At 51.6% G+C, this 15,439-nt stretch carries 14 protein-coding genes, 1 tRNA gene and 1 pseudogene; 5 read left to right on the plus strand and 11 right to left on the minus strand.

All coding sequences use genetic code 11. The features are described 5' to 3' along the window. Window positions 1-388 precede the first annotated feature (388 nt). The 4 genes from HWQ67_RS03300 to HWQ67_RS03315 all read right to left on the minus strand — a co-directional run bounded on the left by HWQ67_RS03300 (window position 389) and on the right by HWQ67_RS03315 (window position 3,126). Complete coding sequence (locus tag HWQ67_RS03300) at window positions 389-1,090, minus strand: ABC transporter ATP-binding protein (protein ID WP_425340695.1); 702 nt, start codon at window positions 1,088-1,090, stop codon at window positions 389-391. Continuing rightward, window positions 1,083-2,282, minus strand: a complete 1,200-nt coding sequence (locus HWQ67_RS03305) for an ABC transporter ATP-binding protein (protein ID WP_218251224.1) — start codon at window positions 2,280-2,282, stop codon at window positions 1,083-1,085. Before HWQ67_RS03305 ends, HWQ67_RS03300 begins: the two co-directional genes overlap by 8 nt. A gap of 16 nt (window positions 2,283-2,298) precedes the next feature. After that, complete coding sequence (locus HWQ67_RS03310) at window positions 2,299-2,775, minus strand: rhodanese-like domain-containing protein (protein WP_218251225.1); 477 nt, start codon at window positions 2,773-2,775, stop codon at window positions 2,299-2,301. A gap of 75 nt (window positions 2,776-2,850) precedes the next feature. Beyond that, on the minus strand, window positions 2,851-3,126 hold the full coding sequence (locus tag HWQ67_RS03315) for an STAS domain-containing protein (protein WP_218251226.1): 276 nt from the start codon (window positions 3,124-3,126) through the stop codon (window positions 2,851-2,853). Window positions 3,127-3,287: 161 nt separating this feature from the next. Between HWQ67_RS03315 and HWQ67_RS03320 the strand changes: the two genes are divergently transcribed. From HWQ67_RS03320 to HWQ67_RS20390, 3 genes and pseudogenes are all read left to right on the plus strand, one after another. Continuing rightward, a complete protein-coding gene (locus HWQ67_RS03320) occupies window positions 3,288-4,061 on the plus strand; it encodes a ribonuclease H-like domain-containing protein (RefSeq protein WP_218251227.1) in 774 nt (257 codons plus the stop codon). Next, a complete protein-coding gene (xerD, locus tag HWQ67_RS03325; protein WP_218251228.1) occupies window positions 4,058-4,933 on the plus strand; it encodes a site-specific tyrosine recombinase XerD in 876 nt (291 codons plus the stop codon). Before HWQ67_RS03320 ends, xerD begins: the two co-directional genes overlap by 4 nt. A 73-nt stretch (window positions 4,934-5,006) precedes the next feature. Continuing rightward, window positions 5,007-5,096: pseudogene (locus HWQ67_RS20390) on the plus strand (hypothetical protein); the annotation flags it as partial. A 202-nt stretch (window positions 5,097-5,298) separates the two neighbouring features. On the opposite strand, the gene HWQ67_RS03335 reads toward HWQ67_RS20390, so the two are convergent. The 5 genes from HWQ67_RS03335 to purB all read right to left on the minus strand — a co-directional run bounded on the left by HWQ67_RS03335 (window position 5,299) and on the right by purB (window position 12,083). Next, a complete protein-coding gene (locus tag HWQ67_RS03335) occupies window positions 5,299-6,828 on the minus strand; it encodes a cobyric acid synthase (RefSeq protein ID WP_218251229.1) in 1,530 nt (509 codons plus the stop codon). 252 nt (window positions 6,829-7,080) lie between these two features. Beyond that, entirely contained in the window at window positions 7,081-9,306 is a 2,226-nt protein-coding gene (locus tag HWQ67_RS03340; RefSeq protein ID WP_218251230.1) for a vitamin B12-dependent ribonucleotide reductase, read from the minus strand. 150 nt (window positions 9,307-9,456) lie between these two features. Next, window positions 9,457-9,954, minus strand: a complete 498-nt coding sequence (locus HWQ67_RS03345) for a PilZ domain-containing protein (RefSeq protein ID WP_218251231.1) — start codon at window positions 9,952-9,954, stop codon at window positions 9,457-9,459. A 36-nt stretch (window positions 9,955-9,990) separates the two neighbouring features. Further along, window positions 9,991-10,728 carry a HesA/MoeB/ThiF family protein gene (locus HWQ67_RS03350; protein WP_218251232.1) on the minus strand — a complete coding sequence of 246 codons (738 nt, stop codon included), beginning with the start codon at window positions 10,726-10,728 and terminating at the stop codon, window positions 9,991-9,993. Between the two features lie 59 nt (window positions 10,729-10,787). Further along, window positions 10,788-12,083, minus strand: a complete 1,296-nt coding sequence (purB, locus tag HWQ67_RS03355) for an adenylosuccinate lyase (RefSeq protein ID WP_218251233.1) — start codon at window positions 12,081-12,083, stop codon at window positions 10,788-10,790. Window positions 12,084-12,550: 467 nt separating this feature from the next. Here purB and HWQ67_RS20395 point away from each other — a divergent pair, with 467 nt between their 5' ends. Further along, a complete protein-coding gene (locus HWQ67_RS20395) occupies window positions 12,551-12,757 on the plus strand; it encodes a type II toxin-antitoxin system RelE/ParE family toxin (RefSeq protein WP_218251234.1) in 207 nt (68 codons plus the stop codon). Between the two features lie 5 nt (window positions 12,758-12,762). Continuing rightward, entirely contained in the window at window positions 12,763-14,358 is a 1,596-nt protein-coding gene (locus HWQ67_RS03365; protein WP_255317090.1) for a B12-binding domain-containing radical SAM protein, read from the plus strand. A 68-nt stretch (window positions 14,359-14,426) separates the two neighbouring features. Here the strand turns inward: HWQ67_RS03365 and HWQ67_RS03370 are convergent, their stop codons facing one another. Both HWQ67_RS03370 and HWQ67_RS03375 read right to left on the minus strand, forming a co-directional pair. Then, entirely contained in the window at window positions 14,427-15,215 is a 789-nt protein-coding gene (locus HWQ67_RS03370) for a hypothetical protein (RefSeq protein ID WP_218251236.1), read from the minus strand. Between the two features lie 141 nt (window positions 15,216-15,356). Further along, a tRNA-Glu gene (locus HWQ67_RS03375) sits at window positions 15,357-15,432 on the minus strand. Window positions 15,433-15,439 lie beyond the last annotated feature (7 nt).

The following is a 15,439-nucleotide window of genomic DNA, read 5'->3' on the forward strand; positions in this document are numbered from 1 at the left end:
AGGGGACCAGTCCCCTTGACCCCATTATTTCACACTCAAATATCATGCCTGAAAAAACCTGTGTCATTTCAGTGTATAGCCTTTTTCTTGGTTGCCTCTTCGTGTTGTTTAGTCAGGCTGAGAAGGGTAAGATTTCGGTCATGAGGACTCTTTATATTAGAAAGTATTTCTGTTATTTGATTTATTAGCTGCTGAGTTACAACTGATTCACTTGTAGTATCTGTAGCATATTTTATCGAAGCTTCAGCATTGTATGAACTATTCGTTATATGAATCATGTCCCCTATAGCAGGTTTCGATTGGATTAAAGACAAAACACTTGTCCCCTTTACGACGCGTCAAGGGGACTATTGCACACAAGCGAAAAATAGATTCGCCCGCCCTGCCCTTATCCGAGGTATGCTTCTGCGACCCTTGGGTTGTGCAGGAGGTCTTGAGCGGGTGCGGCAAGGGCTATGCTGCCAAGGTCGAGTACCCATCCGTAATTGGCCAGCTTCAGGGCAGCCCTGGCGTTTTGTTCCACCAGCAGGACGGTTATGTTGTCACTGGCAATGCCCCTGATTATATCAAAGATGGTCTGCACCATCAGCGGAGCCAATCCAAGGCTGGGTTCGTCGAGCAGCAGGAGCCTGGGACGTGCCATCAGCGCCCGACCAACTGCCAACATCTGCTGTTGTCCGCCGGAGAGCGTTCCACCCTCCTGATCAAGACGCTTTGCAAGCACCGGGAAGTAGTCAAACACCCGCTGCATGTCCTGCCTGATGCCTGCCCTGTCCCCCCTGATGTAGGCACCCAGGAGCAGGTTTTCACGCACCGTCATCCGGGGGAATATCCGCCGCCCCTCCGGAACCTGGCAGATGCCCATGCGCACTATCTGCTCCGGGGATGCCCCGTGTATGGACACTCCTTCAAGCTCGATCACCCCCTGTGTTGGATGCAGAAGACCGGAGATGGTGCAGAGCAGCGTGGACTTGCCCGCTCCGTTGGCCCCAATCAGACAGCCAATCTGACCGCTCCTAAGCTCAAAGCTGACCCCCTTGATGGCATGTATGCTGCCGTAGTGACAGTGGACGTCGTTGAGCTTAAGCATGGTCGCTATCCACGCCAAGGTAGGCCTCGATGACCTCACGGTTGGTACGTATTTCCTGCGGGGTGCCATCGGCTATCTTTTTGCCGTGGTCGAGGACTATTATCCTGTGGCAGGCCTGCATTATCAGCCGCATGTCGTGTTCTATTATGATGATTGTTATCCCCCTGCGGTTGATCTCTTGTATGAGTTCAACGAGTCTGGCGGTCTCAAGGGGATTCATTCCGGCGGCAGGCTCATCCAGGAGCAGGAGGGATGGCACCGTTGCCAGTGCCCGTGCAATCTCAAGACGTCTCTGATCGCCGTAGGGGAGGTTGGCCGCCCTGAGGTCGCCCCTGTCGTGCAGACCAACAAATTCAAGCAATTCCACCGCAGACCGATGAATCTCAAGCTCTTCGGCCTGTTGAGAGGCACTGCGCAGTATCGAGGCCAGGACTCCACAGCGACCATGACGATGGCGGGCTGTCCTGACGTTGTCGCAGACGGTCATCTCCTTGAACAATCTGATGTTTTGAAAGGTGCGCGCTATCCCTGATGCGTTTACCCTGTTGGGTCTGATGAAGGTACCAAAGGCCGCAAGTACACCACTGCCACTGAGACCAATGATGACAAAAGGACTGTATACTATAAATATCAATGCCGTTACAATGACAACAGGTTTCAGGGGCAACAGTTGTATGGCCCCCGGGCCGACCGAAAAGAACCTGTACTGGCCGTATAGCTCAAGCCTGAAGAGCCACATCACCGCCGTAATGAGGTCAGACAGCGCAAAGACAATGGCCACCCCCCTGCTCCAACCTGCAAACGAACCAAGCCTCCGGGCGCTGAACACCCTGAGTATCGTGACCACCATCAGCGCCATAAATGTCTCTAGTTCAAACACCACCCCCGGCAGCGTTACCGCCGAAAACACCATCCCCCACAAGAAGGCTGCAACAAGCATCACATAGCCAAGCCTAACAACAGACACCGTAACTGCACCGTCCACCTCGGGGACTATGTCAACCCCCTTAAACCGTATAAAGCCACCAGAGGGACTCACAATACCCGAAAGACAATTGACAAGCGTGGTCTTGCCGGCCCCATTAGGACCAATAAGGCCAACCACCTCGCCCTCAGCAATAACAATGTCAACATCGCTTAGGGCATTCAACCCTCCATACGACTTACTCAGCCCCCTGGCTTCTATAAGCAACTGAGCTAGACCGCCTCTATCTTTCTACCGGGTTGCCTGCCTTTATCCAGTCAGCCATTTTCATGGTCACGGCTGTTACATCGGTAAATCCTACGTCCTGGAGGGCCTTTGCGGTTAACACTGCCCTGCCACCAATTGCGCAGTAGGTGTAGATTTTTATCGAGGTATTAGTCTTGTCGGGGAACCCCGCCACTGCCTTCCATATCTTGAACTCAGCCACACCTCTTGGTATGTTTGTAGCTCCGGGGATGAATCCGGACTTATATTCCTCCGGCTCTCTGACGTCAATGATGATCGCATCACCCTTGTTTTCAACCACCTTCTTGAATGCCTCCATGTCGATGGTCTTGACTGAGGACTTGGTCTTACCGATAACATCATCAACTGAGGCCGGCCAACTCTTGGCTGGTTTTGCATCCTCCGCAAAAACCTGACCTGAAAGGCCCAACATAAAGATGCTCGCAACCACTACCACAAACAACTTAACTCTCATGTTTTTTCCTCCGTGCTGTTTTTATATTACCCCAAAAGAGGCCACATTTAAAGCCCAATGGTTTATAATTAAAGCCTACTCGTTTATATCAAACAATTCAAGAGTGTCAGATAACAACAGGACGTCTTTCATCACCCTGCTTGGCTTTCGGATGATTACCCTTGGGAGGTTGTTGTCGTTGACAAACTTAGAGATGGCCAACAGACAATCCAGCCCCTCCGGTTCGATGACCCTAACCTCTGAGGCATCTATGAGGACGGCGCTGCGGTGTTTTATTTTCTCCCTGACGATGCCATAGGCCGCCTCGGCTGCTTCTATGTCCAATGTTGATGGCAATGCTATTTTTAACATTTGAGATTTCGCACCATACTCCTAAGATAGATATAGTAACGACATCAGGTATTTTTTGTCAATATTATTTTTGCTTTGAATTATCTTGTCAGTTGTTGTTATAATTAGGTTTGGAATTATTTCAGCGTGAAAGGTTATAAACGGGTATAGAATAGCATAAAATGATAAAAAATACGTTTAGTGTATTTGACGGTATAGGGGAAGGTACGGAGAAGAAGCTGTGGAAGAAGGGAATTATGACATGGGAGGACTTTGTCAACGAGGAGACCATACCCTTTGTCAGTCGGGAGAGGAAGTGCGATATAAACAAGAGTGTTGAGTCTTATACCAAGGGGCTGGAGGACGGCAACTGGTCATTGTTTGCCCGTTGCATCAAGAGAAAGGAGCACTGGCGATTTTTCGAGCTGTTCAAGAACGATGCCGTGTGTCTGGACATTGAGACCAACGGTCTGCCCAGGGACTGTGGCGGATATATAACGGTGGTGGGGTTGTATGACGGTACCGAGTACACGTCCCTGGTAAGTGGCAAGGGGCTGACGGAGACAAACCTCATAAAAGCGTTGTCGCCGTATAAGTATCTGATCACGTTTTACGGGGCGGTTTTTGACATCCCGTTTTTGCTCACGAGCTATCCGACGCTTAACCTTGAAATGCTGCACTACGATGTGTGTCTTGACTCCAGACGGATTGGAATGCGCGGTGGGCTTAAGAAGTATGAGAAGTGTTTTGGTATCAACAGGGTTGACGAGGTAGATGGGATGAACGGTTTTGATGCCGTGAGGTTGTGGCACATGTATAAGCGTGGCGATAAAGCCTCCCTGGAGACGCTCATCAAGTACAACCGTGAGGACACGGTAAATCTCCTGGTGGTAGCACAGTACGTCTACAACGAACTCAAGCGTGCAACGGGCATTGGGGATTACTTGAAGCTATGAATGATGTACTGAAACGATTCCTGGTATACCTGAGCGCAGAACGGGGGCTTGCCAACAACACCATTGATGCCTACGGTACAGACCTGAAACTGTTTTTTGCCTTCATTGGGGCAGAACAAAAGACACCGGCAGACTTTAACCGTCAAGACATAATTGAGTACATACACAGCCTGAGACAGAAGGGTTACTCCTACAGGTCGATATGCAGGTTTATTGCTTCGGTGAGGTCTCTGTGCAAGTACCTGTTGATCGAACGAGTGCGGGGCGATGACCCTGCGGAGAATCTGCACAGACCTAAGGGGTGGCAGCACCTGCCCAAGACGTTGAGTGTTGAGGCCGTTGTTGGGGTGTTAAAGACGACGGTGTCAAGCAAGTATGTGATACGTGACATTGCGATGCTTGAGCTGATGTACGCATCCGGGTTGAGGGTCAGCGAGCTGGTGCTTGTAGAGATGGCCAATCTCCAGTTGGAGGCCGGCTTTATAAGGGTCAAGGGCAAGGGGTCACGGGAGAGGCTGGTGCCGGTTAACGACAGGGCAAGGCAGCACATAGTGGCTTATTGCAAAGATATACGTCCACTTATCCTGAAAAAACGCATCAGTCCGTATCTGTTCTTAAGCAACAGGGGAAAGCCGTTGACACGGCAGCGGTTCTGGCAGACGATCAAGGCATATGGCAAAGCGGCAGGAGTTGAGCTATCGCCTCATACGCTGCGGCACTGTTTTGCCACGCACCTGGTTGAGGGTGGGGCAGACCTGCGTTCGGTTCAGAGGATGCTCGGACACGCCAACATTACGACAACACAGATATACACCAAGGTATCGACCGAGCTTATCAGAAAGGAGTACAACGAGTGTCATCCACGGGCATAATTGGGGGCAGTTATGGGTAAATCCACGGCCCCGCTGATCCTTAGTCACCAACGACGATGGCGTAAGTTCACCGGGGATAACGGCGCTTCATCGGGCAATGAAGGAGATATCCGATTCGATCATTGGTAATAGTTCAGCTATACAATTGAAATGTTGTGTATAATCAACCCAATGTCAACAAGATAAGAAGGGGTCAAGGGATCAGCGAGGGGCGAGCCGCCCCTTTCTTTCCTTCTTCTTAGGGGGGTGAGCTATTCGAAGTGGCTTAAATCCTGGCAACTGCGGTTGGTTGTGGTGCTACCCACCCATTACCGGTGCAACAAATTTAGTCGAAAAAGTTATTTAAGGCTGAACTATTATGGGGGTCATGCGTTTAGGTCTGCTATTTTGCAGATAGCCTCCATGTCCAGGTGTGTCTTGACGACCCCTGCCAGGGAGTCGAGGGAGTCCAACATCACCTGGTGGTAGTTGACGGCGGTCTCCAGTGGCGGCAGGGAGCGTCTCACCCTGAGGGCGTTGACAAGTGCCCTGCGGAAGGCGTCGTTGTCAAAGATGCCATGCAGATACGTGCCCCAGACGTTGCCGTTTGAGGAACCATCGGCATAGTGATGTGTACCATCAAGGGGGCTGACGTCAAACAGTTCGATCCGACCTTGTGACTGTCCCATGTGGATTTCGTACCCTTGCAGATTACAGAGATGATCAGCGGCAGTGTGTGCGACATGCCGGCCCAACCAGGGCGCCTTGCGCAGGTCAGCCCTGACCCTGCGAGTGGTCTTTGTCCGATTAAAGGTGGTGGAGATATCGAGCAAACCCAGGCCCTCTACCTCTCTGACGTGACTCTCTACGCAGTGGGGGTCGCTCAATAGCTTGCCAAGCATCTGGTATCCGCCGCAGATACCGGCAATGGGGATGCCCCTCCGTGCGGCCTCCTTCAACACCGCCTCAAGTCCGTTGGCCCTCAGGGAGAGGAGATCGCTTACGGTGTTCTTGCTGCCGGGGATTATGATGAGGTCGGAGTTCAGCAGTTCCTGCTGCCCAAGCGTGTACGACAACTCCACGTCAGGCTCATACAGGAAGGGGTCGAAGTCCGTGAAGTTGGAGATGTACCTGAGCCTCAGCACCCGCACCTTGATGGGTCTGTTGCTGTATGTGTCCCTGTAGTGTCTGTATGAGTCGATGGCAAGGCCGTCCTCTTCGGGCAGTCTGAGGTTGCCCGCGTAGGGCAGGACACCCAGGACGGGGATGCCGGTCTTTGCAGAGAGCATGTCGATGCCGCTGGTGAGGATGTCTGCGTCACCCCTGAACTTGTTGATGATAAAGCCCTTTATCCTGTGTGCATCCTCCGGTATCAACGCAACGGTGCCGTAGAGCGATGCAAAGACCCCCCCTCTGTCGATGTCCCCCACGAGCAGGACGGGGGCATTGGTGTGTCGTGCCACTGCCATGTTGACGATCTCCACGTCCGAGAGATTGATTTCGGCAGGACTTCCGGCACCCTCGATGACGATCAGGTCGTACTGTGAGCTGAGTCTCTCAAGTGCGATTTCGACATATGGCCAAGCACTGTCCCGGAAGCGGTAGTACTCCTGCGCTGACATGGTGGCGTGTACCTTGCCCAGAAAAATGACCTGAGAGCCGCTCTCCCCGGAGGCCTTGAGCAGGATCGGATTGAGATAAATGGACGGCTCTATCCCCGCAGCCTGCCCCTGGAGGGCCTGTGCCCTTCCGATCTCCCCACCCTCGATGGTGATGTAGGAGTTAAGCGCCATGTTCTGGGCCTTAAACGGCGCCACCTTAATCCCCCTTTGCTTAAATATCCTGCACAGGGCGGCAACAAGCAGACTCTTGCCCACACCCGACCCCGTACCCTGGATCATCAGAAATTTACTCATAAATTGGTGTCCTCTTTATATTTCATGGTAGCAAAAAAAAGGTAATAGTTCACCCCACTAAGAAGAAGGAAAGAAAGGGGCGGCTCCGCCCCCCTTCAGAACCCCCTGCAAGGGGGCCAGCCCCCTTGACCCCTTCTTACCTTGTTGATATTGGATTGATTATACACAACATTTCAATATGTATAGCTGAACTATTACAAAAAAAGAAGGGGGCGGAGCCACACCTCACACCTTCCTTCTTTTCTTTCTTTTCTACTCACACTTAGTAAAGCCGCAGTCGTGGCAGACGGAGCATCCACCCTCGTGCTCTACGCATCCACCGCACTCGGGGCAGGCGCCAACTAGCATGTTTTCGGTGTACTTGTCGCCGTTGCCGTTGTGTGTATCCAGGCCCTGGCTGTTGTAGTGCTCGATGGCCTTTGCTATGGCGTCGGAACAGGACGATATCTTACCGCCGTTGGTCCAGATCGGCTGATGACACGAAATACCCTTCAACTGCTTGATTATTTCATCTATGACGATGTTGCACCGCAGGGCAAGCGAAACCAGCCTGCCTATGGCCTCCGATTGACTGGCCGCACAACCACCAGCCTTGCCTATGTGATTAAAGACCTCAAAGGGGACACCCTTTTCATCGAGATTTACGGTTACGTAGAGGTTGCCGCAACCCGTCAACATTGCCTCCGTGCTACCTTTGATGGTCTTGGGACGCTTGCGCGGGGTGACCTTGGCCGCCTTGACCTCAACGGGGGCGGCAACCTTTTGGGTGGATAGCACCTGCTCATCCCTGGAGCCATCCCTGTAGACAGTTACCCCCTTGCAGCCGGACCTGTAGGCCTGAAGATATACCTGCTTGACGTCGTCAACCGTGGCACCGGTGGGGAAGTTCACGGTCTTGGAGACGGCATTGTCAACGTACTTCTGAAAGGCCGCCTGCATACGCACGTGATACTCGGGGGTTATATCGTGTGCGGTTACGAATGTCTCTCTGACATCCCTGGGGATATCGCTTATGCCGGAGATGGAGGCGTTGCCTGCTATCTGCTGCATCAGTTTTTCGCTGTAGAACCCCTGCTGTTTGGCTATGGCCTCGAAATAGGGGTTGACCTCGATGAGCTTTGTGCCTTCCAGGACGTTGCGCACATAGCAGACGGCAAATATCGGCTCTATGCCCGAGGAGCAACCCGCTATGATTGACAGAGTTCCCGTTGGTGCGATCGTGGTGATGGTGGCGTTGCGCATCTTTCTGGTGCCGTCGTATATGCTGCCCTTGTGGTTGGGAAACACACCCCGCTGCTGTGCAAGGGCCTCAGAGGCATCCCTGCCCTCCTGGTGGATGGTCTTGATGACCTCCTCCGCCAGCTCGATGGCCTGCTCGGAGCTGTACGGTATCCCCAGTTGTATTAGCATGTCGGCCCAACCCATTACACCCAGGCCGATCTTTCTGTTGGCCTTGGTCATCTCCTCGATGGACTTCAGCGGATACTTGTTGAGGTCTATGACGTTGTCCAGGAAGTGTACGGCCTTGTGTGTGGTCTGTTTCAGGCGTTGGTAGTCTATTTCAAACGTGGTACGTCCGTCGTTGGAGACAGGTCTCACCATCTTTGCCAGGTTGATGGAGCCGAGGTTGCAGGACTCATATGGCAACAGGGGCTGTTCACCGCATGGATTAGTGGCCTCGATTTCGCCAACCAGGGGGGTTGGATTTGCCTGGTTGAGCCTGTCGAGGAAGACGATGCCGGGTTCACCGTTTTTCCAGGCGTGTTTTACGATGGTATCAAAGACGTGTGCAGCGTCGAGTTTCTTGACGACATTGCCGTTACGCGGATTTATCAGATCGTACTGTGCGCCGGCCTCCAGGGCAGTCATAAACTGCTCCGTGAGGGCCACGGAGATGTTGAAGTTGTTGAGGCGCTCCTTGTTGTCCTTGCACGTTGTGAAGTCAAGGATATCGGGGTGGTCTACCCTGACAATGGCCATGTTTGCCCCCCTGCGCGTCCCTCCTTGTTTGACCGCTTCGGTGGCGGTATCAAAGACGGTCATAAATGACACCGGTCCTGAGGACACCCCCTTGGTGGAACCGACCATGTCGCCCTTGGGTCTCAGACGCGAAAAGCTAAACCCCGTGCCCCCACCGGACTTGTGTATCAGTGCGGCATTTTTGACCGCCTCAAATATGCTCTCCATCGAGTCCTCAACGGGCAGGACAAAGCACGCACTTAACTGTCCCAGCCGTCTGCCCGCATTCATCAGCGTTGGGCTGTTGGGCAGAAAGCTCAACGACGTCATAAGCTCATAGAACTCTCCCTCTAAACTCTCTATTTCCGAAACACCTTTACCATAGTTGAGGTCTGCCGAGGCGACAAACCTGGCGATCCGCTTAAACAAGTCCTGGGGCGTTTCTATGGGGACGCCGGCGTCATCTTTTTTCAAGTACCTCTTCTCAAGCACCTTAATGGCGTTGGGTGTTAGATTCATCTGATGCCTCCTATTAAAACATATTAATTTTTATGATTCCTAAAATCCTTATCATATATAATAACACAAAGGGTTATAGATTTACAAAGACATGGCGGCAAGACAACCACCTTTGACTGGAAGATAAAGAACGCTGAACACAATGAATCTTCAGGGCATCAGAAAGGTACCTATGGCCAGGTCTGTCTGGACATCCAGGTTTATGAAGGCTATACCCATTGAAAAGTTATTATCATCGATGATAATGAGCCTTTTTATTTCACCCTTGACCTTTAGGAGAGTTTTATTGGGCGGCAGGTCAAAGAGCAATGTCAGGATGTTTCCTTCTTTTTCGTACTTTTTAGAATAATTTCGCATCTTACCTTCGATTCTTATACCGGTGCGTGATATGTCGATAATCTTGCCTGACTTGGCATTTCTTGCAAAGGGGTCGTGGATATCATCAATGGAATAAGTAACAGGTCTGTTTAGCTTGACACGATAAAACTGCCGATGGTTCAACTTAACCAGGAAGGTTTCTTTACACTTGGGGCAGTTGAGCTTAAAGTCCCTTTCGGGTGGATTTTCACTTTTTACGTTTCCACCAAAGCCACAGTCAGGGCACACCACCGGCATAACACATGCCGGATATACAACTATAGACTTCATGTCTTAACAAGCAGCTCCACTTTAAAAAAAATCACCCTATACGCTACCACTACACGTAGGACACTGAGGGTCTTTGCGTGTCTTAAAAGTCCTGAACTCAACGCTGGCCCCATCCCAGACCAGGAGCTTGTTCTTTAGGTTTTGGCCAATGCCCGTGAGGAACTTGATGGTCTCCAGCGCCTGCAACGACCCTATAACACCCGGGGTGGTTCCCAACACGGGAAAGGTCTCCGACGGTGGCGGCTCAGGGAACATGCACCGCAGACACGGCGTCTGTGGCACGTGGATAAAGGATAACCTGCCATCCATCCCCCAGATGCTGCCATAGACAAGGGGGATGCCCTTTGTCATTGCGCACTCGTTTAGTATATACCTGGTTTGAAAGTTGTCCATACAATCTACGATGATATCGGCATCACCCACGAGGGTATTCACGCTGTTCTGGTCTATCTTCTGCGTGAAGGCGGCAACTTCGACGTCGGGGTTGAGGGTGGCAAGGGACTTCTTGGCAGAGAGGGCCTTGTTCAATCCGAATCTCGTGTGGTCGTGCAGTATTTGTCGGTTAAGGTTTGACCAGTCGGGGCTGTCAAAGTCACATATCCTTATTGTACCTATCCCGGCAACGGCCAGAAATATGGCAACCGGACTACCCAATCCCCCCGCACCGGCCACAAAGACCGTTGATGCCTTGAGCCTATGCTGGGTCTCTTCCCCCCAACCGGACATCATCATCTGCCGGGTATAGCGCTTTAGTTCTTCCTCTGAAAGGTTCATCGAATTCCTCCAAAACATTATATCAAATAAAAACCGTTATGACGACAAATACCGGCTGCTTAGTGTTTAAACACCCGGCTGTAGATATAATCTACGTGTTTGAGGTAGTCCCTGACGTCAAACAGCTCATCAAGCGCCTCTGGCGTCAGATACGTCTTTATTTCGTTATCGTTTGCAAGTAGGGTTCTGAAGTCAGCCTCCTCCTGCCAGGCCTGCATTGCGAGCCTCTGCACGGTGGCATAGGCGGTCTCCCTGCTGAGGCCCTTTTCGATCAACGCCAGGAGCACCTTTTGCGAGTTGTACAGTCCCAAAGTCCTGGCGAGATTTTTTTGCATCGCCTGTGGATAGACGACAAGTCCCATGATGATGTCCTTTAGGCGGTTGAGCATGTAGTCTACCAAGATTGTGCTGTCGGGGATGATAATGCGTTCAACGCTGGAGTGGCTGATGTCCCTCTCATGCCACAGGGCAACGTTTTCAAGCGCTGCCTGTACATTTGCCCGCACCACGCGCGCCAGACCGGAGAGGTTTTCGCTCCCGATGGGGTTTCGCTTGTGCGGCATGGCCGAAGACCCCTTCTGACCCACGCTAAAAGGCTCCTCGGCCTCTCGTACCTCTGTGCGCTGCAAGTGGCGTATCTCTACCGCTATCTTTTCTATCGTTGAGGCCACTATGGCCAACGTCGTCAGGTACTGTGCATGGCGGTCGCGCTGGACAACCTGCGTGGCCACAGGTTCCGGAGTCAGACCGAGCCTCTTAAGCACACCCTCCTCAACATCCGGCTCTATCGAGGAAAACGTCCCAACCGCACCCGATAACTTGCCCACGCTGATGACCCTCTGTGCCTCCTGCATCCTCAGGACATTGCGCCTCATCTCTTCGTACCACAGGGAAAACTTCAACCCAAACACCATCGGCTCGGCGTGTATCCCGTGCGACCTGCCAATACAGACCGTATCCTTGTGATTGAACGCCTGCTCCTTAAGTACAAGCAAGAGACTCGCTATGTCATTGATGATAATATCGGCGGCATCCCTCATAAGCAAGGCCAGCGACGTATCCAGTATATCCGACGAGGTCAGCCCCATGTGTATAAAGCGTCCGGACTCCCCAACGTGCTCGGATACAGACGTCAGAAACGCTATCACGTCATGCTTGACCGTCAACTCTATCTCTGCTATCCTGTCCACATCAAAGCCGGCCCGCTCTCTGATAGCCCGCATATCCCCCTGCGGGATCACACCCCGCTGCGCAAATGCCTCGCACACGGCTAACTCCACGTCCAGCCACTTCCGATACTTCATCGGCAGTTCCCACAACTGCCTCATCTGTTTTCGTGCATATCTGTCTATCATCTCTATTAAGCCTTATCCTTTTAATCTTTTATGATGTTGCCACTTCCACTGCAATATATAACGCTATATGATACCATACATCGATGCGAAATTGTGGTATACCAAGAAGCAAAAAATTTGCAAAAAATTATTGACAGAGATGGTATAGCTATTGTATAAAAGAGTATGAGAGGTTTTTTTAGATAAAGAAGAGCGTGCAGTATTAATAGAGGCACACAGAGCTGAACGTAAAAAGAAGCTGGCATACAGGATAAATGCAATATTATTATTAGACGAGGGGTATGAATACTCAGAGGTTTCACAAATATTATTTTTAGAGTATCCTCTTAAAAAAGCATGGTAAAATGTTTCGCAGGAAGGGGTCAAGGGGACTTCTTCGTGGCCGGGGCGGGTGCGACCCGCTGCGACAAGATTGCGCCTCGCCCCTCCCCTTGCGGGGGGTTCTGAAGGGGCCAGGTGCGACTTTTATGGCAGGGGCGGGTGCGACCCGCTGCGGCAAAATCGTGCCTCACCCCCTGGAGCGGGAAAGAAGCGGAGCCGCCCCTTTCTTTCTTGTATTGCACACAATCGAAACGCGCTATATAAGGGTAGGAGATTTTAGGGTTATTTATACCATCGAAGCCAATAAGATTAGCATTATATCCATTGGACACAGAAAAGATATATACAAGTGACAAAAATGAAGCTGACCCTGATAACGCCAACGCCTCCTGATATCAGCGCATTTGGCGCCAGGGGCCTCTCCGCATACCTCAAGAGCAAGGGACATGCGGTTGACATAATCTTCCTGCCTGGCAGCATTGGTCTGTTGCAGGAGGGTGGGGGATATGTCTATGCCTACGCACCGGCGGTCTTAGACCGGATTGTTGAACTATGCCGCGGCAGTCAACTGATCGGGGTGTCCTTTATGACCAACTACTTTGACAGGGCGGTGCAGGTGACCCGGAGGCTTAAGGAGTCCCTCAGAGTGCCCGTCATATGGGGAGGGATACATCCCTCGTGCAAGCCGGAGGAGGCCCTCGATTTTGCCGACATAGCGTGCGTTGGAGAGGGCGAGGAAGCCATGCTGGAACTCATAGGGCACATGCACGCCGGTACGGACTTTCATGGTACGGCAGGACTGTACTTTAAACGAGGTCAGGATATAATAAGAAATCCCCTGAGACCACTGCTCAAAGACCTCGATGCCCTACCGCCGTTTGATTTCTCAAACGATGGCCATTATATCTATGACAAGGACACTGAGGGAATCGTCCCCTTGGATGCAAAGTTCCTCAAAAAAGTCCTACCGTTTTTACCGTACCACGACGGCAGACTCAAGCGTGCCTACCGGACGATGACCGACAGGGGTTGTCCACACAGGTGCGCCTACTGTAACGTATCAAACCTCAAGGCCATGTACAAGGACAACAAGACCCCCTACCTCAGGCGACGCAGCGTCCCTGTTGTGGTCAGCGAGTTGGTGGACATGAAGCGTCGTTATCCATTTATCGAGGTTGTGCAGTTTTTCGATGACACGTTCTTTGCGCGTCCGCTGCATGAGATAGAGGAGTTTGCCGCTATTTACAGGCAACAGGTAGGTATGCCCTTTTACTGCCAGGCAAGTCCCACAACGCTGACAGAGGAAAAACTCCTGCCGTTGCTCGATGCAGGATTGACCTACGTGGAGATGGGCATTCAGAGCGCAAGCAGCCGAATCAAGACACTCTACCGCCGCACGGAGTCAAACGAAAAGATCGTTGAAGCAGCAAAACTCCTGCACAGATATCGCTCCAGGCTCCTTCCCCCCGACTACCACATCATCCTTGACAACCCCTGGGAGGATGCCTCAGACACCATAGAGACGGCACGTCTGCTGCATCACCTGCCCAAACCGTATGGGCTGTGCATATCGTCGTTGGTCTTCTATCCACAGACGGAACTGTACGTCAAGGCCGTTGCCGAGGGCATCATCAAGGACGACGTAACACAGGTCTACAGGAGGCCATTCTACATGCCTCCAAAGAGAAACTATCAAAACTTCCTGATCTATCTCTGCACGTTTCAGCACTTCCCGCGTTCAATCATGCGGATACTGCTGAATCGGGGAGTTGTTGTGTTTTTCTCTGGATTTAGGCTTGGGGTTTTTTACGATGTGCTGTATAAAGTTGGTGAGCTTACACGACTTGTCTCCAAGGGCATTGCGGCACTCAAGGGCAGAGATTGGCGCAGGATAGCGCTCTTTGCATCAAACCTGACATCCAAAGACCGCATTGTGGCCGGTAGAAAAAAATAGCCCAAAACTTAAAAAACGGCTACCGCTCCTCCACGGCAACTGAAGAAGCGGCAGCTTGTCAGACGTTCTTATTTCTTTGTCGCACTCCACGAGCCGGATGCCTTACAACCTTCCGTATCAGTATAACTGAAGGTGCCGGATACCGTGTTGTTTTGGCTAGAAAACTCTCCGGTCCAAGTCAAGGTAAACGAGTTCTGCGCATCCGTAGCCTGGATTGCGAATTTACATTGCGACACTGGCTTACTCAGGGTAGAGAAGGTGATAGTTGATGTGGAATATGTACAAGAATTGAGCCACAACTTTATTGACCCATTGGAAAGGTAGTTACTGGCGGCAGTGAAGCTGATTTCTGACGAGCTTGCCGTGTAACCTGAATAAGTGCCATCTGTGACATTTCCGTTTGTGCATGCCACGGTGCCTGTCGGCGGAGGTGTAGGACCAGGTGTAGGTGTGGGGCCGGGCGGAGGTGTAGGCGTAGGCCCGGGCGGAGGTGTAGGCGTAGTACCAGTGCTGCAACCGGTGGCGGTATCACAGGCATAAAACGCTATTCCACAGTCTTGCCAATAGGCCGAGTATTGATCTACCAGCACTTTTTTCATATTTGCATCCATCGTGAAGTAAAACGACGGTATGTACTTGTTTGATATGCAATAAACCGGCTTGAGAGCGCCGGCAGTTTCGTTGTTATCCAGTACGGTTATGTTACCAATTCCCTTAGTAACAGCGCCATTTCCACCAACCCGTTCATAAGTGAAAGTACCAATGGCCTCTTCAACACAATAACCAATAGCCACTGAACCAATGCCTAAAAACAATGCTACAACCAGCACTACGTAAAGACTCTTTAATCGGTTCATTAATATTAATCTCCTTTTAGTTATAATGACGCATGAAACTCATGCGGCTTTTCAACCTCACAACCACCATTGAATCACATCCATTTTGTAAGCTGCTTGTGCCCCGTGCCCCGTGCCCCCCGGATGTGCGCCCTGTTTGTATGGTGGTCCCAACGGGAGTCGAACCCGTGTTTTAGCCTTGAGAGGGCCACGTCCTGGGCCACTAGACGATGGGACCATATAAC

Source organism: Candidatus Magnetobacterium casense (genome assembly GCF_019173545.1).
Classification (GTDB): Bacteria; Nitrospirota; Thermodesulfovibrionia; order Thermodesulfovibrionales; family Magnetobacteriaceae; genus Magnetobacterium; species Magnetobacterium cryptolimnobacter.